At 73.4% G+C, this 17893-nt stretch carries 12 protein-coding genes; 6 read left to right on the top strand and 6 right to left on the bottom strand.

Going from position 1 to position 17893, the window contains the following annotated elements; genetic code table 11:
* Positions 1 to 80: 80 nt before the first annotated feature.
* The gene (locus tag AB0J86_RS23775) at positions 81 to 668 is read right to left on the bottom strand and encodes a response regulator transcription factor (protein ID WP_363859790.1); all 588 of its coding nucleotides are present in this window, start codon (positions 666 to 668) and stop codon (positions 81 to 83) included.
* 196 nt (positions 669 to 864) lie between these two features.
* Between AB0J86_RS23775 and AB0J86_RS23770 the strand changes: the two genes are divergently transcribed.
* On the top strand, positions 865 to 2202 hold the full coding sequence (locus AB0J86_RS23770) for a hypothetical protein (RefSeq protein WP_363859789.1): 1338 nt from the start codon (positions 865 to 867) through the stop codon (positions 2200 to 2202).
* Between the two features lie 116 nt (positions 2203 to 2318).
* Here the strand turns inward: AB0J86_RS23770 and AB0J86_RS23765 are convergent, their stop codons facing one another.
* From AB0J86_RS23765 to AB0J86_RS23755, 3 genes are all read right to left on the bottom strand, one after another.
* Entirely contained in the window at positions 2319 to 5288 is a 2970-nt protein-coding gene (locus tag AB0J86_RS23765) for a glycine--tRNA ligase (RefSeq protein ID WP_363859803.1), read from the bottom strand.
* Between the two features lie 242 nt (positions 5289 to 5530).
* Positions 5531 to 7357 (bottom strand): maltose alpha-D-glucosyltransferase, encoded by a 1827-nt coding sequence (gene treS, locus AB0J86_RS23760; protein WP_363859788.1) that lies wholly within the window; start codon positions 7355 to 7357, stop codon positions 5531 to 5533.
* A gap of 534 nt (positions 7358 to 7891) precedes the next feature.
* Positions 7892 to 9601 carry a glycosyltransferase family 39 protein gene (locus AB0J86_RS23755; protein WP_363859802.1) on the bottom strand — a complete coding sequence of 570 codons (1710 nt, stop codon included), beginning with the start codon at positions 9599 to 9601 and terminating at the stop codon, positions 7892 to 7894.
* A 199-nt stretch (positions 9602 to 9800) separates the two neighbouring features.
* Here AB0J86_RS23755 and rsmI point away from each other — a divergent pair, with 199 nt between their 5' ends.
* The gene (gene rsmI / locus AB0J86_RS23750; protein WP_363859801.1) at positions 9801 to 10655 is read left to right on the top strand and encodes a 16S rRNA (cytidine(1402)-2'-O)-methyltransferase; all 855 of its coding nucleotides are present in this window, start codon (positions 9801 to 9803) and stop codon (positions 10653 to 10655) included.
* A 97-nt stretch (positions 10656 to 10752) separates the two neighbouring features.
* Here the strand turns inward: rsmI and AB0J86_RS23745 are convergent, their stop codons facing one another.
* Positions 10753 to 11880, bottom strand: coding sequence for a hypothetical protein (locus AB0J86_RS23745; RefSeq protein ID WP_363859787.1), 1128 nt, complete (start codon positions 11878 to 11880; stop codon positions 10753 to 10755).
* 175 nt (positions 11881 to 12055) lie between these two features.
* Between AB0J86_RS23745 and metG the strand changes: the two genes are divergently transcribed.
* Positions 12056 to 13888, top strand: a complete 1833-nt coding sequence (metG, locus tag AB0J86_RS23740; RefSeq protein WP_363859786.1) for a methionine--tRNA ligase — start codon at positions 12056 to 12058, stop codon at positions 13886 to 13888.
* 267 nt (positions 13889 to 14155) lie between these two features.
* On the opposite strand, the gene AB0J86_RS23735 is transcribed toward metG, so the two are convergent.
* Entirely contained in the window at positions 14156 to 15133 is a 978-nt protein-coding gene (locus tag AB0J86_RS23735; RefSeq protein WP_363859785.1) for an LLM class flavin-dependent oxidoreductase, read from the bottom strand.
* A gap of 85 nt (positions 15134 to 15218) precedes the next feature.
* Here AB0J86_RS23735 and AB0J86_RS23730 point away from each other — a divergent pair, with 85 nt between their 5' ends.
* From AB0J86_RS23730 to AB0J86_RS23720, 3 genes are all read left to right on the top strand, one after another.
* The gene (locus tag AB0J86_RS23730) at positions 15219 to 15977 is read left to right on the top strand and encodes a helix-turn-helix transcriptional regulator (RefSeq protein WP_363859784.1); all 759 of its coding nucleotides are present in this window, start codon (positions 15219 to 15221) and stop codon (positions 15975 to 15977) included.
* A gap of 75 nt (positions 15978 to 16052) precedes the next feature.
* Entirely contained in the window at positions 16053 to 16583 is a 531-nt protein-coding gene (locus AB0J86_RS23725; protein ID WP_363859783.1) for a SigE family RNA polymerase sigma factor, read from the top strand.
* Entirely contained in the window at positions 16583 to 17884 is a 1302-nt protein-coding gene (locus AB0J86_RS23720; RefSeq protein ID WP_363859782.1) for a hypothetical protein, read from the top strand. The genes AB0J86_RS23725 and AB0J86_RS23720 overlap by 1 nt, the downstream gene beginning before the upstream one ends.
* Positions 17885 to 17893: the final 9 nt, after the last annotated feature.

The following is a 17893-nucleotide window of genomic DNA, read 5'->3' as shown; positions in this document are numbered from 1 at the left end:
TGCCCCAACGGGCAGCCGGGTGGCTCGTCGGCCCTGGCGACGGCTCGTGAGCCCCGCGCCGGAGGCCCACGAGCCGGTGGTCAGATCAGGCCGTTCCGCAGGGCGTACGCGACGGCGTGCGAGCGGTTGCGCAGGTGCAGCCGGCTGGTCACGTCGTGCAGCACGTTCTTGATGGTCCGCTGGGAGTACGAGAGCTTCGCCGCGATCTCGGCCGTGTCCAGGCCCTCGGCGACCAGCCGCAACACCTCGATCTCCCGGTCGGCGAGCCCGGAGAACGAGAGCCCGCGCGGCCCCAGCACGTTGCGCTGCAGCGCGCCGACCTGCTGGAGCAGGCGCCCGAGCAGATCCGGCGGCACGGATCCGTCGCCGGCCGCGGCGGCGCAGACCACCCCGACGAGGCGGTCGGCGCTCGCCTCCGAGCGGCGTACCAGGCCGGCCACGCCGCCCTCGACCGCCGCGACCAGGCCGGCGTCGTCGACCTGCGTGACCACCAGCACCAGGGCCGGTACGCCGCGCGAGCGCAGGGAGCGCAGCGTCTGCAGGGCGCGTTCGTCGATGCTGTCGCTCATCACTATGCCCACCCGGGCCTGGGCCAGCTCCTCCTCGTCGAGCAGGAGGATCTCCGGGCGCGGTCGCAACTGGCTGACCAACCCGGCGCGTGAGATCATGTCCGTTGCATGCAGATAAACCGGTATCCGGTCCATTAGGTCCCCCACATCCCCGACCACCGCTGTGGTCTGACGATGAGTATCTCCGCGGGTACTACCCGTGCAGTTAACGTGGACTCAACGGGCCAACCGAGTTGCCCTAAGGTCTTCCTCTCCGGAAGCCGCCGGGGGCCCTCCGGCTTTCTAGGGTCACGCCATGACCACGGTTGCCAACCTCGACCGCCCGATCGTGGAGGTCACCCCAGGCGACGAGGCAGTCTGCCTACTGGAGATCCACAACACGGGCCCCATCGTCGAGTCGTACGTGGTGGACGTGGTCGGCGACGTCGCCGCCTGGACGACGGTGGAACCCGCGACGGTCTCCGTCTACCCGGGCACCTCCGAGCGGGTCGAGCTGCACTTCCGGCCGCCCCGCTCCGCCGCGGTACCGGCCGGCGAGCTGCCGTACGCCGTACGCGTCACGCCCACCGAGCGCCCCGACGAGCTGACCGTCCCCGAGGGCACCGTCCACGTGCTCCCGTTCTTCGAGACCGGCGCGGAGATCGTGCCGCGTACCTCGAAGGGCCGGTGGGGCGCCCAGCACGAGGTCTCGATCGCCAACCGGAGCAACACCCCGGTGCAGATCGCCCTCGCGGGCAGCGACCCCGACGCGCGGCTGAAGCTGGGCTTCCAGCCCACGCAGTTGACCGTCGCGCCCGGCGAGGCGGCGTTCGTCAAGGTGCGCGCCCGGCCGAAGGGCCTGCTCTGGCGCGGCCACCCGGTCACCTTCCCGTTCCAGGTCGTGGTCGAGTCGGACGCGACGCCGCCGACCTCGCTCGACGCCGCCACCGTCCAGTCGCCGATCCTGCCGGCCAACCTCGGCCGGGTGCTCGCCGCGCTGCTGGTCCTGCTCCTGGTCGGCGCCGGCCTCTGGTACACGCTGCTGCGCCCCGCCGTGAAGTCGGCGGCCAAGGAGGCGACCCAGGAGCAGCTGGCGCCGATCGCGCAGAAGGCGGACCAGGCCAACGACAACGCGCAGAAGGCGGTGGACACGGTCACCGGCGGCGGCGCGCCGGGCGGGGCCGCCACCCGGCCGCCGGCGAACCCCGGTGGCGCCCAGCCGGGCGGACCGGCGGGCGGCGCGGCCGCCCCGGGCATCCCGCCGGGCGCGCAGGCATTCGCGGACCGGCTCGCCACCACGTCCGGCCCGAACGTCACCCGGACCGACCAGTACACGGTGCCGAACGGCCGGACCTTCGTGCTCACCGACATCTTCCTGCAGAACCCGCAGGGCGACAGCGGTCGGCTCGACCTCGTCGTGGACGGGGCGACCGTGCTCACCGTGGCGCTGAACAACTTCCGCGACCTCGACTACCACCTGGTCTCGCCGATCGAGGTGGCCGCCGGTGACGTGGTGCAGATGCGGGTGACCTGCCAGACCCCCGGACCCGCCCTCGCGGGCGCCGGCCCGGGTGGGCAGTGCCGCGACTTCTCGCTGCTCAGCGGCTACCACCGGATCCTGCGGCCCACCCCGACCCCGACGCCGTCGCCGTAACGACCGAGCAGGACCGGGTCCGGCCGGCGGCGACGCGCTCCCTCCGCGATCTAGGGCAAATCGTCGTGATTAGAGATCATCTCACGAGGATTTGCCCTAGATCGCGAGCGTTCTGGTCAGAGTCGCAGGGCGTCCCAGTCGAGCTGGCGGTCGCCCAGGTCGCGGACGGCGGCGAGCAGCCCCAGCCGGGCCGCCCGCACCTCGGGCACCTCGGCCATCACCAGCACCTCGTCGAAGAAGCGCTGCACCGGCTCGCCCAGCTCGCCGGCGGTGGCGATGAACCAGTCGAGGTCGATCCGCCCGTCGAGGCCGCCGCGCACCGCCTTCACCGCCTCGTGCAGCCGCCGCTCCGCGGGCTCGACGAGCCGGTCCGGGTCGTACTCGGCGGTGGTGCCGGCCGGCACGATCCGGCGGGCCCGCTGCAGCGCGGTGGCGATGGCGGTGAAGTCGTCGCGCCCGACCAGGTGGGCCAACTGGGCGAGCAACTGGTCGACGAGGCGGGGCTGGTCCGCGTGCGTGAGCACCGCCCGGACCCGGTCGACCGGCTGTCCCTCGTCGGTGAGCTGCTGTTCGAACCGGCGGGCGAGGAACGCCCCGACCGCCTCGCGGGTGGCGGCGTCGACCTCCACCGGCTGCCCGGCCGCCGCGCGGGCGATGGCCGAGGCGAGCGACAGCCGCCCGAGCACCGGGTTCGCCCGGATCACGGCGAGGATGCCGAGCGCGGCGCGGCGCAGCGCGAACGGGTCGCTGCTGCCGGTGGGGAGCCCGACCGTGGCGGCGAGCCCGACCAGTGAGTCCAGCCGATCGGCGACGGAGAGCAGCGCTCCGGCGACCGTGGCGGGTAGGGCGTCACCGGCGGAGCGGGGCAGCTCGGTGTCGAGCAGGGCCTGGGCGACCGCGGGCGGCTCGCCGGCGGCGAGGGCGTACTCGCGGGCCATGGTGCCGGCCAGGCTCGTCAACTCGATGACCATCTGCGCGCCGAGGTCGAACTTGACCAGCGCGGCGGCCCGGTCCAGGGCGTTGCGGTCCTGCTCCGACAGGGGCAGCTCGGCGGCGAGCGACCGGGCCAGTGCGGCGATCCGTTCGGCGCGGTCGCTCATCGAGCCCAGCCGGTCGGTGAAGGTCAGCCGGGTGAGCCGGCCGCGCAGCTCGGCCGGGGTGGTGTTGAGGTCGGCCCGGTGGAAGAACGCCGCGTCCTCGAACCGGGCCCGCAGCACGGCCTCGTTGCCCGCCCGGACCGTGGCCACGTCGACGTCGCCGTTGGCGACCGCCACGAAGTACGGCAGCAGCCGGCCGTCCGCACCGCGTACCGGCAGGTAGCGCTGGTGCTTGCGCATGACCGTGGTCAATACCGGCTCGGGCAGGTCGAGGTAGTCGGGCTCGAACGAACCGAGGATCGCCGTGGGCTGCTCCACCAGGAAGACCACCTGGTCGAGCAGGGCGGCCTCGGCGTCGAGGTCGACCCGCCCGGAGACGCCCGCGGCCAGCTCGACCGCCGCCTCGGCGATGGCGGTACGGCGGGCGTCCTGGTCGGTGCGGACGCCCGCGGCGGCGAGCACCTCCGGGTACGCCTCGGCGTCGGGAACCTCGACGACCGGGGTGGCCGAGGCCCGGTGCAGGCGGGTGGTCCGGCCGGCCACCAGCGCGCCGGCCCGGACCGGTACGACCTGGTCGCCGAGGAGCGCCAGCAGCCAGCGGATCGGCCGGGTGAAGGAGAGGCTCGGGTCGTTCCAGCGCATGTTCCGGGCCGACCGCAGGCCCGTCACGATCTCTCCGAGCACCGGCGCGAGCGCCTCGGCGGCGGGCCGGCCGGGCTCGTGGCGGCGTACCGCCAGGTGCTCGACCCCGTCGAGGGTGACCCGTTCGAGCGCGCCGACCTCGACCTTGTTGGCGCGGGCGAACCCGGCCGCGGCCGGCGTGGGGCTGCCGTCGGCGCGGTAGGCGGCCGAGACCTTGGGGCCGCGTACCGTCCGGGTCTGGTCCGCCTCGACCGGGGCGACGTCGGTGACGGTGGCGACGACGCGGCGCGGGGTGGCCCGCACGGTGACGGTGCCGTGGGCCAGCCGCCCGGCGGCCAGGCGGCTGGTGAGCGCGCTCTCGACCTGTTCGCGGGTGGCGCGCGCCTCGGCGGGCGGCATCTCCTCCACCCCGATCTCGAAGACCAGCGTGCGTGGGCCGTCGGCCGGTCGCGGCGTGGGCGTCTCGGCCGGCGCCGCCGTCGGCGCCGCCACCCCGAGCGGGTAGCCGGCCGCCTCCCGGGTGTTGACCCAGAGCCGCGCCACCGCGCCGGAGAGCCGGCGCATCCGGGCGAACTCGGCGGCCCGTTCGGCGGTGGAGACGGCCCCCCGGGAGTCCAGCACGTTGAAGGCGTGGGACATCTTCAGTACGTGGTTGTGCGCGGGTACGGGCAGCCCGGCGTCGACCATGCGCTGCGCCTCGGCCGCGTACGAATCGAGCAGCGTCCGGGTCGTCTCGACGTCGGCGTCGTCGAGGTAGTAGCGGGACATCTCGTACTCGGCCTGGCCGAAGATCTCGCCGTAGCTCACCCCGGGGGCGTACTCGATCTCCTTGAAGTGGCGGACCCCCTGGAGCGCCATCAGGATGCGCTCGATCCCGTAGGTGATCTCCACGGCCGGCGGGTCGAGGTTGAGGCCGCCGGCCTGCTGGAAGTAGGTGAACTGGGTGATCTCCAGCCCGTCCAGCCAGACCTCCCAGCCGAGCCCCCACGCGCCGAGCGCGGGGGAGGCCCAGTTGTCCTCCACGAACCGCACGTCGTGCGCGGCCACGTCGATGCCGAGCGCGGTGAGCGAACCGAGGTAGAGCTCCTGCGGGTTGCCCGGTTCCGGCTTGAGGATCACCTGGAACTGGGTGTGCGTCTGGATCCGGTTCGGGTTCTCCCCGTACCGCGCGTCGTCCGGGCGCACCGACGGCTCGACGTACGCCACCCGCCACGGCTCCGGACCGAGCACCCGCAGCGCCGTGGCCGGGTTGAGCGTACCGGCGCCGACCTCGGTGTTCATCGGCTGCACGGTGAGGCAGCCCTGCTCGTTCCAGTACGCGGCGAGGCGGGCGAGGGCGTCTTGCATGGTCAGCACGGGGACTGCTCCATCCGGAGGGCGGACGCGCCTGATCATGCTGGTCGCGTCGCGGGCGGGGTGCGCGACCAGCATAGTTCGCGCGCCCGCGTCGGCTCGGCGCTATCCCGCGCCACCCGGTCGCCCGCCCGCCCGGCCGCCCGTCGGCGCTGCCCGCCGACAGCCAGCCGATCGCCCGCCGGCCGCTCGCCCGGTGGTGCGCGAGGCGGCGCGGGCGGTGGGTGCGCGCGGGGTCAGCGGGTGCCGACCAGGTACCGCTTGCCGCCGGTACGCTGCCGCGGCGCCCGGGTCACGAGCTGGAACCAGAGCGAGCCGTAACCGGGCAGCGTCAACTGGTACGGCCGCGCCCCGATCAGCGGGAACGTCGTGTTCCCGGTCAGCTCGACCGGTACCCGCCCGGCGAACCGCCCGCCCAGCGGGACCTGGGCCGGCTGCGGGTGCCGGGACAGGTTGTGCACGCAGAGCACGACCTCCGCCTCCTCCTCGCCGTCGTACTCCCGCAGGAAGGCGAGCACGGCCGGGTTCTTGCCGGGCAACTCCTGGTAGGAACCGAGGGCGAGGGCGGGATGGCGCTTCCGTACGCCGATCATCTGCCGGGTCCACTGGAGCAGCGACGCGGGCTGTTCGAGTTGGCGCTCCACGTTGACCGCCTGGTACCCGTAGATCGGACCCTGGTTCACGGGCAGGTAGAGCGCGCCCGGGTCGGCCTTGGAGAAGCCGCCGTTGCGGTCCGGCGACCACTGCATCGGCGTGCGCACCCCGTCCCGGTCGCCGAGCCAGACGTTGTCGCCCATGCCGATCTCGTCGCCGTAGTAGATCACCGGCGAACCGGGCAGCGACAGCAGCAGCGACGTGAAGAGCTCGATCTGGTTGCGGTCGTTGTTGACCAGCGGGGCCAGCCGGCGCCGGATGCCCACGTTCAGCCGCATCCGCGGATCCTTGGCGTACTCGGTGTAGAGGTAGTCGCGCTCCTCGTCGGTGACCATCTCCAGGGTCAGCTCGTCGTGGTTGCGCAGGAACGTCCCCCACTGGCAGCGCTCCGGGATCTGCGGCGTCTGCGCGATGATCTCCGAGATCGGGTACCGGGACTCGCGGCGTACCGCCATGAAGATCCGTGGCATCACCGGGAAGTGGAAGGCCATGTGGCACTCGTCGCCGCCCACGCTCGGGTCGCCGAAGTAGTCGACCAGGTCGGCCGGCCAGAGGTTCGCCTCGGCCAGCAGGACCCGGCCCGGGTACTCGTCGTCGACCGTCTTGCGCAGCCGCTTGAGGTACGCGTGCGTCTCGGGCAGGTTCGCGCAGTCGGTGCCCTCGCGCTCGAAGAGGTACGTGACGGCGTCCAGCCGGAACCCGTCGATGCCCAGGCTGAGCCAGAACCGCATGACGTCGAGCATCGTCTCCTGCACGACGGGGTTGTCGTAGTTCAGGTCGGGCTGGTGGGCGAAGAAGCGGTGCCAGTAGAACTGCTGCCGGACCGGGTCGAAGGTCCAGTTGGACGGCTCGGTGTCGCAGAAGATCACCGGCACGTTGGCGTACCCGGTGTCGGTGTCGCGCCAGACGTAGAAGTCCCCGTACGGGCCGGTCGGATCCAGCCGGGACTGCTGGAACCACTCGTGCGTGTCGGAGGTGTGGTTGAGGACGAGGTCCGTGATCACCCGGATGCCCAGGCCGTGTGCCTCGTCGAGCAGGGTCACGAAGTCGTCCAGCGTGCCGTAGTCCGGACAGATCCTCAGGTAGTCGCGGATGTCGTAGCCGCCGTCGCGGCGCGGCGAGTCGTAGAACGGCGGCAGCCAGAGGCAGTCCACGCCGAGCCAGCGCAGGTAGTCCAGTTTGGAGGTGAGGCCGGGCAGGTCGCCGTACCCGTCGCCGCTGGCGTCGAGGCACGACTGCACGAACATCTCGTAGAAGATCGCCCGCTTGTACCACTCGGGTTCGATCGGCAGCTGCCGGGCGTGCCGGCGGAGCGACTCGGGCGCGAGCCGCGGCAGCGGCGCGACCCTCGGGGCGGTGGCGAGGGGCCCAACCGGCGCGACGGTGAGGCGCTCGACGAGATCTGACATGGCTCTCCTCCTGTGGGACGCAAAGGGGAAAGCCCGCGGGTACGGCTCCGGACGTCGGCCGCGGGTCGCGCGGAGCGGAGACGCGCCGGCTCCGGTGGCGGCGGATCACCGCCTGCATATGCCGTCAAACGGTCGACTCGATCAGTGGTGACGGCGCGGATCAGTAGCGAACCCGACTGCCGGCACCGGCGGGCGCCGTAGCAGGTCAGAGGCGACTTGCTGGGCGAGAAGTGACCGTCCGGGAGGTGTGACCGTCTTGCCCGTTCTGCTCGGCGGTGCTTCGGTCGGAAATCTGACCGTGGGTCACCCGTTGTGCAGGTGATCCTCGGTGGTTAAGCTCATCGTGCGCGCCCCAATCGCCCGCTTCCCCCGTGGCAGGCGATCGGGGCGCGCGCCTATTTCCGCGACCCGCCCCTTCTCGGCGTGGCCGCCCGCGCGCAGCCTCGCGCACACCGCCCGCCCCGCCTTCCCGCCGGTACGGCACCGCCCCGGCACCGAGGTGGCGCCGGGGCGGTCTGCGGAACGCGAAGCCGGTCAGATCCAGCGGCTGCCCAGCCACATCCGCGCCGACCAGTCCGCGTACTGCATGACCTTGCCCACGAAGATCGGATGGAAGTACGCGAAGCAGAGCGCCACCAGCAGGACGTACGCCCCGGCGATGATCGCGCCGACCAGCCGGCGATCGGTCCGGTCCGCGTCCGCCATGTCCGCCTCGCTCGCGGCGGCGACGGCCGCCTCGGCCTCGGCCCCGGTGCCCGCGCCGGCGGTAGCCGCCACTGGGCCGCCGGTGTCCGCGCCGTCCTCGCCGGTCGCCGGCGCGGGGACGCGTCCCGGCGGTGGCGCGCCGGCGGACCCGGGCCCCTCCGCCGGGGTCATGATCGCGCCGAGCACGTAGACGACGGCGAGCACGAGGAACGGCAGGGCCGGCGCGACGTAGAAGGAGAACATCGTCCGGCCGTCCGCGATCGCGTAGTAGAACCACGGGAGCAGGCCGGCGGCCACGCAGAGCAGGATCGCGCCGGCCCGCCAGTCCCGCCGGGCGAAGCCGAGCCAGCCGAGCGCGACCAGCGCCGGCAGGAACGACCACCAGAGGATCGGCGTACCGAGCAGCAGGATCTCGCTGGCGCAGCTCGGTGCGCCGCAGGCGCCGTCGGTCGACCAGTAGAAGGCGACCGGCCGGCCCAGCAGCAGCCACTGCCACGGCCAGGACTGGTACGTGTGCTTCGTCTGCAGCCCGGTGTGGAACTTGAGCGCTTCCTGGTGGTAGTGGAGCAGGTTCTGCAACGCGCCGATGACGGGCAGCTCGGTCATGCCGCGGTCGGCCTGCCAGTGCCGGAAGTAGCCGCCGTCGGTGAGGAACCAGCCGGACCAACTGGCCAGGTAGGTGAGGGTGAAGAGCACGCCGGCGAGGACGAGCCAACCCGTCTCGCCGATCAGCGTGTCCCGCCAGGGCCGTCGTACCCCGGCCGAACGGCGGGCGCCCGCCTCCCAGAAGAGCACCAGCAACGCGAAGGCCGGTACGAACCACAGCGCGCTCCACTTGACCGACATCGCGCAGCCCAGGAGCACCGCCGAGAGCAGCCGCCACCACGGCACGGCGCCGAGGTCCAGCGGCAGCCGGCCGGAGCGGCCGGGGCGGCTCGGGTCGAGACCCGCCTCCATCGCCCGCAGCCAGCGCCGCCGGCGGGCGTCCCGGTCCAGCACGAGGGCGCCGAACGCGGCGAGCACGAAGAAGAGCAGGAAGATGTCGAGCAGGGCGGTACGGGAGAGCACGAGGTGGAAGCCGTCCAGCGCCAGCAGCAGGCCGGCCGCGCAGCCGAGCACGGTCGAGTGGAACAGCCGGCGCGCGATGCGTACCAGCAGCAGCACCGAGAGCGTGCCGACGACCGCGGCGGAGAAGCGCCAGCCCAGCTCGTTGTAGCCGAAGATCTGCTCGCCGATGCCGATCAACCACTTGCCGAGCGGCGGGTGCACCACGTACGCGGCGGTGTTGTTCTTGTCGTCCCACTCGAAGCCGTGTACGAGCAGGTTGTGCGCGTCGGTGGCGTAGTAGACCTCGTCGAAGATCTTGCCCTTCGGCTGGCTCAGCCCGACGAACCGCAGGATCGCGGCGATCGCCACGACCACGCCCGTGGCGAGCCACGAGTACGCGTCCAGGCGCGCGTCGAACGGGACCAGCCGGCGGCGGACGATCGCCGGTACGCCGCCCGCGGCGGGGCGGAGCGGGCCCGAGCGGGTCGCCACGGTGGTGGTCTCGGCGGGGCCGGCACCTGCCGGGACGCTCTCGCCGTGCGGGCCGGGCCCCGGGCGGCCCTCGTTGTCCGTCTGCGCTGTCGACGCCAGAGTCACCCCGTGATCGTAGGCTGCCAAGGTGTGAATGGGCGTCCTACGCCGAGCCATTTATAACGAAGACTATCGATGAAGGAGTCGGTTCGTGGGTAATATGCCCCCCGATGGGCGTCTTGTCCTGGTCGGTGCGCCGCTCGGCAACCCCCGGGACGCCTCCGACCGGCTGCGCGACACGCTGAGCGCCGCGGACATCGTCGCCGCCGAGGACACCCGCCGGCTCACCCGGCTCACCCGCGACCTGGAGATCACGGTTCCGGGGCGGATCGTCTCGTACTTCGAGGGCAACGAGGAGCAGCGCACGCCCGACCTGGTCGCCGCGATCCTCGACGGCAAGCTGGTCGCGCTGATCACCGACGGGGGGATGCCGAGCGTCTCCGACCCGGGGTACCGGTTGGTCCGGGCCACGCTCGACGCGGGCGCCCCGGTCACCGCCGCCCCCGGGCCCAGCGCCGTCACCACCGCGCTGGCCCTCTCCGGCCTGCCCTGCGACCGGTTCTGCTTCGAGGGCTTCCTGCCGCGCTCGGGCGGCGCCCGCCGCTCCCGGCTGCGGGCGCTCGCCGCCGAGGAACGCACCCTGGTCTTCTTCGAGGCGCCGCACCGGGTGGCCGGGACCCTGGACGACCTCGCCGCGACCTTCGGCGCCGACCGTCCGGCCGCGCTCTGCCGCGAGCTGACCAAGACGTACGAGGAGGTCCTGCGCCGCCCGCTCGGCGAACTGGCCGGCTGGGCCGCCGAGGGTGAGCCCCGGGGCGAGATCACCCTGGTGGTCGGCGGCGCGCCGCCGACGGCCGCGCCCCGGCCGGACGACGACGAGCTGCGGGCCGAGGTGGCCGAGCGGGAGGCCGCCGGGGCGTCGCGGCGTGACGCGATCAGCGCGGTCGCCGACGCGTACGGGCTGCGGCGCCGGGACGTCTACGCCCTCGTCCACACCCCGCCGCCGGCGCGGTGACAGGCCGGGACGGGTAGCGCGCCCGGCCGCGCGGAGCGCGCGCACCCCGCCGCCGGGACGGCTGCGGCCGGGCCCGGAGCCCAGGTGGTGTGGCCGGTCAGAGGCCGGCCAGCAGGAACCCGACGGTGATCAACAGCGGGCCGGCCAGGCCGAGCGCCACACCCCAGCGGCGGGTCCGCCCGTCCGGCAGCCGCAGCGCCCCGGTGACCCAGACCACGCCGCCCGCGCAGGCCAGCGCCGTCGCGAGGCCGAGCAGCCAGCGCAGGTGCCGGGTGGCGGCGCCGCTCTCGACGTACGCCGTACCGGAGTCGCGGTCCACCATGCGGGCGGGCACCTGCGAGCCCGGATCCGAGTGTGCGGCGTCGACCCCGGCCAGCCGCACGTCCTCGGCCAGGAACGCGCCGTCGGCCGCCTCGAACTCGCCCCGGCAGCGCTGGCCGAGGCCGCTGCCGGTGCAGTCGAGCACCGTCGCGGTACCGGGCAGCCCCCGGCCCAGCGCCAGCCAGAGCGGCTCGGCGCTCACCCAGGCGAAGAAGCTCGCCAGCAGGGAGAAGAGGACCAGCCCGGCCAGGCCGACGGCGGGGTGGCGCGGCGGTTTGCGGACCGGACCCGTCCGGCGGGGCGAGCGGCCGGGCGGGACGGAGCGGTCCGGCGGCGGGGGCGCGTCCGGGTCGACCGGGCGCCCGTCCCAGTGGACCTCCTCGATCGGCAGCCAGAACGCCGGTTCGTCGTCCACGGGGCCGGCGGGCTCCGGTACGCCGGTCCGGGCAGGTCCGGGCGGCCCGTCGCCGGACGACCGGGACGGAAACCACGGCGAGGACGGGCTCCGCACGGGTACCCGCTGCGGAAGCGCGGCGACCGGGGCCCCCGTGGTCGCCTCGATCCCCGTCTCGGCCTCCGTCGCCGTCTCGGTCTCCGCGGCCGTCTCGATCCCCGGGCCGGCCCCCGTCGTCGAGGTCTCCGTGGCCGTCTCGACCTCCGCCGCCGGGTCGCTGGCGGAGGCCGAGGCGTAGTCGGTACCGCTGGAGCGCTCGGCCCGCGGGGCCGGCGCCGAGGCACGGTAGCGGACCGGCACGCTGGCCTTCGCGGCCCGGCCCGGCGGCGGGTTCTGGGCGGTCGGTGCGGCGCCGGCCGGCTCGTCCTGCCGCGTTGCATGATCGCTCGGTGGCTCGACCTCGCCGGGCCGCGTCCCGTCTGGCTGCTGCCCGCATGATGTGCCAGTCACACTGCTCATTGGACAACGGGTCACGGGCCGGGAGCCGCAGCTCAGGTTGCGTGTCGGCGGCAAATCAGACAAACGACACGGAACTCGTCATGGTTGGCCTCATCCGGTCACCGCCGGCCGGCACGGCGCCTGTTGATTCGCGGTCGCTCCCGGCAGGTCACTAGGCTTGACGCTCATGAGTCACGTTCTCGCGGCGGTCGCCTGGCCGTACGCCAACGGCCCGCGCCACATCGGCCACGTCTCCGGTTTCGGAGTCCCCTCCGACGTCTTCAGCCGGTACATGCGGATGGCGGGCCACGACGTGCTCATGGTCTCCGGCACCGACGAGCACGGCACGCCGATCCAGGTGCAGGCCGACAAGGAGGGCGTGACCCCGCGCGAACTCGCCGACCGCTACAACCGCGTGATCGTCGAGGACCTGCACGGGCTCGGGCTCTCGTACGACCTCTTCACCCGTACCACCACCCGCAACCACTACGCGGTGGTGCAGCAACTCTTCGAGGGCCTGCACCGCAACGGCTACATCGTGCCGAAGACCACCATGGGCGCGATCTCCCCCTCCACCGGCCGTACCCTGCCCGACCGGTACATCGAGGGCACCTGCCCGATCTGCGGGTACGACAGCGCCCGCGGCGACCAGTGCGACAACTGCGGCAACCAGCTCGACCCGGTCGACCTGATCAACCCCCGCTCGAAGATCAACGGCGAGACGCCGAAGTTCGTCGAGACCGAGCACTTCTTCCTCGACCTGCCGGCCTTCGCCGAGGCGCTGGGGAAGTGGCTCGACAGCCGCGAGGGGTGGCGCCCCAACGTGCTGCGGTTCTCCAAGAACCTCTTGGCCGACCTCCAGCCCCGGGCGATCACCCGGGACCTGGAGTGGGGCGTACCGATCCCGCTGGAGGGCTGGCGCGACCGGGGTGACAAGCGCATCTACGTCTGGTTCGACGCCGTGATCGGCTACCTCTCCGCGTCGATCGAGTGGGCCCGCCGCTCGGGCGACCCGGAGGCGTGGCGGCGGTGGTGGACGCCGGAACAGGGCGCCGGCTCGGTCACCGACGCCGACGGCGTCGGCGGTGACGCCCGGGGCTACTACTTCATGGGCAAGGACAACATCGTCTTCCACTCGGTCATCTGGCCGGCGCTGCTGCTCGGCTACGACGGCGAGGGCGACCGCGGCGGCGAGCCGGGCGAACTCGGCGTGCTGCGGCTCCCCACCGAGGTGGTCTCCAGCGAGTTCCTGACCATGGAGGGACGGAAGTTCTCGTCGTCCCGGCAGGTGGTCATCTACGTCCGCGACTTCCTCTCCCGGTACGACGCCGACGCGCTGCGCTACTTCATCGCGGTGGCCGGGCCGGAGAGCAACGACACGGACTTCACCTGGTCGGAGTTCCTCCGCCGCAACAACGACGAACTGGTCGCGGGCTGGGGCAACCTGGTCAACCGCTCGATCTCGATGGCCGCCAAGAACTTCGGCGCCATCCCGCCGGTGGACCCGGCCGGCCTGACCGAGGCCGACGAGGCGCTGCTCGCCACCGCCCGGTCCGCCTTCGCCACCGTCGGGGAGCTGATTGAGAAGCACCGGCAGAAGCAGGCCATCGGCGAGGCGATGCGGGTGGTCGCCGAGGCGAACAAATACCTCTCCGAGCAGGCGCCCTGGAAGCTCAAGGACGCGGACTCCAAGGCCCGGATGGGGACGATCCTGCACGTCGCGCTCCAGGTGGTCAGCGACGCCAACACGCTGCTCACCCCGTTCCTGCCGCACTCCGCGCAGAAGGTGCACGAGCTGCTCGGCGGTACCGGCGTACACGCGCCGATGCCGTCGATCGTGGAGGTGGAGGATCTGGACGGCGGCCCGTCGTACCCGGTGCTGACCGGCGACTACACCGTCGGGGCGCGCTGGGAGTCCGTACCGGTCGAGGCGGGCCGGCCGCTGGCCGCGCCCAAGCCGGTCTTCCGCAAGCTCGACCCGTCCATCGTGGACGAGGAGCTGGCCCGGCTCACCAGCTGACCACCCGCGTCGAGGGCGGGGCACCGGCGGGTACGCCCCGCCGGTGCCCCGCTGTCCCGTTCTATCGCACCCCTACGACAATCGGGCGACGGCTGGATCACGGCCCGGCGTCCCGTACTCTTGGTTGCCTTACGGTGTATTAGGCCGCAGTTGCCGGCTTTGTCGCAGTCAGGCGCGAACGGCTGGCCGGGCGACGTCGAATTCGGCCCCCGCCGCGTCGCCCGTACCGCCGGGCTCGATCGGCAGCCGAAGGTCCCGGCGGGTGCGCTACCGGTCGCCCGGGCCCGTGCCGAGCAGCGGTAGCAGCTCCGCTATGCGTTCGAGCTGGTCGCGCTGGGATGCCAGGTCGAGCGCGGCGATCCGACAGACGAGATGCCGGGCACCGCCCGCGAGGTAGGGGCGCAGCCGCTCGACGATCCGCGCGGCCGGTCCGGCGAGCACCACCTGGATGGTCCGCAGCACGTCGAGCGGCATCCCGTAGGTGACCTGGCTGTACTCCGCCAGCGTCCGCTCGGCGGCGGCCACGTCGTCGCAGACCAGCAGCGTGACGAAGAGCGCGGGGGTGAGCGCCGCCGGGTCCCGGCCGGCCGCGCCCGCCGCGTCCCGTACCGCGCTCCAGCCGGCCGCGTAGTCGGCCGGGTCGGGCGGGTACGGCAACCATCCGTCGTAGTGCCGCCCGGTACGCGCCAGCGCGGCCGGCGTCGCCCCGCCGAGCCAGATCGGCGGCCCGCCCGGCCGGTACGGCCTCGTCGCCGGCGGCAGCTCGTCGAAGCGCAGCAGCCTCCCGTGGTACGACGACGGCCCGTCGGCGGTCCAGAGCCGCCGCCACAGCGCCACCGTCTCGTCCAGCCGGGTGAACCGGTCCCGCCACGGCACCTCGGAGAGGTCGTACATCGGTCGGCCCAGTCGGCCCGGAAAGCCGGCGCCGACGGCGAGGACCAGCCGCCCGCCGGAGAGCAGGTCGATCGAGGCGAGGCTCTGCGCCGCCGAGACCGGCCGGCGCAGTACCGGCAGCAACGCCGCGGTACCCAGGGTGACCCGCGTGGTGACCGGCGCCACGGCGGCCAGCATGGTGAGCGCCTCGATGCGGGGTGTCACCAGGGAGTCGTTCACCCAGAGCGAGTCGTAGCCCAGGCGTTCCGCGTGCGTCGCGAAGCCCACCAGCTCGCGCGGATCCGTGCCCGCCCCCCATTGCGCCCGTCCGGTCGGCAGCAGCACCCCGAGCCGGGTTCCGTCAGCAGTCATGCCGCCGATCCTGGGAACCCGCCCCGCTGCCGGCAATTCCCCGCGGGGAATGGTCGGGTCGCCGTCCGCGCGTTAGAACTGCGGGGTGAACTTCCCCCAGGCGCTGCGCGAACGGCGTACCCGTAGCCGCCTCAGTCAGCTCGACCTGGCCCTGCGGGCCGGCACCACGCAGCGGCACGTCAGCTTCATGGAGTCCGGCCGTTCCGCCCCGGGCCGGGCCATGGTGGTGCGCCTGGCCGAGTCGCTGGAGCTGCCGCTGCGCGAGCGGAACGACCTGCTGCTCGCGGCCGGCTACGCGCCGGTCTACCCGCGTACCGCGCTGGACGATCCGGCGCTCGCCCCGGTACGCGACGCGCTGCGGCACATCCTCGCCGGGCACCAGCCGTACCCGGCGGTGGTGGTGGACCGCTACGGCGACCTGGTCGCCGCCAACAAGGGGTTCGAGCTGCTCACGGCCGGGGTGGCCGGCGAGCTGCTGGCGCCGCCGGTCAACGCCTACCGGGTGGCGCTGCACCCGGACGGCATGGCGCCGCGGGTCGCCAACCTGCCCGAGTGGTCCCGGCACGTCGTGGAGCGCCTCCAGCAGGAGCTGTCCCGCCACCCGGACGAGCGGCTCGCCGCGCTCCTGGCCGAGCTGCGCGGGTACGTTCCGGAGCAGGAGTCGCCGGCCGACCCCCTCGGTTTCGCCGTACCGCTGCGGCTGGCCACGCCCCGCGGCGAGCTGCGCCTCATGACGACGGTGACCACCTTCGCCACCGCCGTCGACGTCACCGTCGCGGAGCTGAAGCTGGAGGCGTTCCTGCCGGCCGACGAGGCGACCGCCGCGCTCCTGCTCGGCACGTGATCTGCGCCACGCTCCGCCAACCGGCGGGCGGGCCGGCCCCGATAGCAGGGTTGGTGCCGGAGGAAGGAGCCCCCGTTGTCGGCAGATGAGGACGAGGAGTATGTCGCGTACGTCTCGGCGGCGTTGAGCCGGCTGCGGCGTTCCGCTTACCTGCTCTGCGGTGACGCGCACCGTGCCGACGACATCGTCCAGGCCACGCTGGTCACGGTCTACCTGAAATGGGCCCGGATCAGGAAGGTCGGCAACATCGACGGGTACGTGCACCGCATCCTGGTGCGGCGCTACCTGGACGAGGCGCGCCGCTCCTGGGCGAAGGTGCTGCTCTCCTGGCGGACGCCGGAGCTGCCGTCACCGCCGGGACCGGACGTGGAGGAGGCCGACGCCGTGCGCACCGCGCTCGCCCAGCTGAGCCCGGGCCAGCGCAGCGTCCTGGTGCTGCGGTTCTTCTGCGACCTGTCGGTCCAGGAGACCGCCGCGACCCTCGGCTGTTCCACCGGCAACGTCAAGAGCCAGACCTCCCGCGGGCTCGCCACGATGCGCCGCCTGCTGGGTGAGCACTGGCTGTACGCCGATCGCGGTCGCCTGCAGGAGACGAGGAGCGCGTGATGCACGACGACGAGGGCCGCGACGAGGCGGTTATCCGGATCATCATGTCCGAGGTGGAGCCGCCGCCGGGCCGGATGGGCGCCGCCGATCTGCTCGCCGCCGGCCGGCGGGCGCGTCGCCGCCGCCGCTCGACGGCCGCCACCGCCGGTGCGTTCGTGCTCAGCCTCCTGGCGGTCGGCGGCGTCCAGTTGCTGGACCGCGACGGCCCCGCCGATCCGCCCGCGCTGCTGGGGCCCGCCGCGATGACGTCGACGACGCCGCCCCCGCCCTGCACGGCCACGCCGCTGGAACTGGGGCCGAAGGCGACGGAGGGTTCCGTCAACGCCGGTTCGCCGAGCGGCCGGTACCTGGTCGGTTTCACCTCGTTCAAGGGAACGATCGGTTCGGCCGTGCGCTGGGACGGCACGAAGCAGCAGCGGCTGCCCGTTCCGGGAGTGCTCGCCGACCCGCTGGCCGTCAACGACAGCGGCCTCGTCGTGGGCCGGTACCAGACCGGTGCCCGGACGGTCGCCTGGGCCTGGACCGGCAGTGGTGACCTGATCCACCTGCCGATCCCGGCCGGGTACACCGGGGCGGAGGCGAACGCCGTCAACGCCGCCGGCGACGTGGCCGGCGTGCTGTTCGGGCGCAAGGGGACGGTGCCGGTGGTCTGGCGGGGCGTCAACGCGAAGGCGTGGCCCGAGGAGGTCAAGGCCCCGGGGAAGGCGCTGGCCTTCGGCATCTCGGACGCCGGGGTGGTGGTCGGCACGGTCGAGGGGGAGAAGGGGTCCGTCCCGTACCAGTGGGACGCGGCCGGGGTCGGCAGCCCGCTCGCGCTCCCGGACGGGACCAGCGCCGCCACCGTGCTCGGGGTACGCGGCGACTGGGCGTACGGCCTGCTCTTCCCGAAGCCGACCGACGGCGCGGACCCGTCGGCCGTCGAGCAGCGCAAGCAGGCCGCCGCCCTGGCCCAGGAGAAGCTCCAGCCCTACGGCCCGGAAGCCACGCGTGGACCGGGGACGGCCGCGGGGTTCCCGAACCCGGCCGCGACCCGACAGCTGGGCATCGCGGCCGTCTGGGACCTGCGCAACGGTACGGCCGCCGTGGTGACCGAGGGGCGGATCGGAGTGGTCAACTCGCGCCGCTGGCTGGTCGTCAACCGGCCGGAGGGGCTGGCCGAACTGCGCGCCCCCGACAACACCTCGCGGGAGTTGCCGGGCCTGCGGGGCAAGCCGGACAGCTACGCCGCCGCGCTGAGCGAGGACGGCGGCTGGATCGGCGGCAGCAGCGCCGGCGTGCCGGTCCGCTGGAACTGCCCCTGACCAGGGAGC

It is taken from the genome of Micromonospora sp. NPDC049559 (assembly GCF_040676675.1).
Taxonomy (GTDB): domain Bacteria; phylum Actinomycetota; class Actinomycetes; order Mycobacteriales; family Micromonosporaceae; genus JBFAPK01.
Note: the sequence above shows the minus strand (reverse complement) of the source record. Positions and strands in the feature narration are given on the sequence as shown.

Bases quoted from the DNA above. Each gene is read 5' to 3' on its own strand.
- AB0J86_RS23775 (WP_363859790.1), bottom strand. From the start codon at position 668: ATGATCTCACGCGCCGGGTTGGTCAGCCAGTTGCGACCGCGCCCGGAG.
- AB0J86_RS23770 (WP_363859789.1), top strand. From the start codon at position 865: ATGACCACGGTTGCCAACCTCGACCGCCCGATCGTGGAGGTCACCCCA.
- AB0J86_RS23765 (WP_363859803.1), bottom strand. From the start codon at position 5,288: ATGCAAGACGCCCTCGCCCGCCTCGCCGCGTACTGGAACGAGCAGGGC.
- treS (WP_363859788.1), bottom strand. From the start codon at position 7,357: ATGTCAGATCTCGTCGAGCGCCTCACCGTCGCGCCGGTTGGGCCCCTC.
- rsmI (WP_363859801.1), top strand. From the start codon at position 9,801: ATGCCCCCCGATGGGCGTCTTGTCCTGGTCGGTGCGCCGCTCGGCAAC.
- metG (WP_363859786.1), top strand. From the start codon at position 12,056: ATGAGTCACGTTCTCGCGGCGGTCGCCTGGCCGTACGCCAACGGCCCG.
- AB0J86_RS23735 (WP_363859785.1), bottom strand. From the start codon at position 15,133: ATGACTGCTGACGGAACCCGGCTCGGGGTGCTGCTGCCGACCGGACGG.
- AB0J86_RS23720 (WP_363859782.1), top strand. From the start codon at position 16,583: ATGCACGACGACGAGGGCCGCGACGAGGCGGTTATCCGGATCATCATG.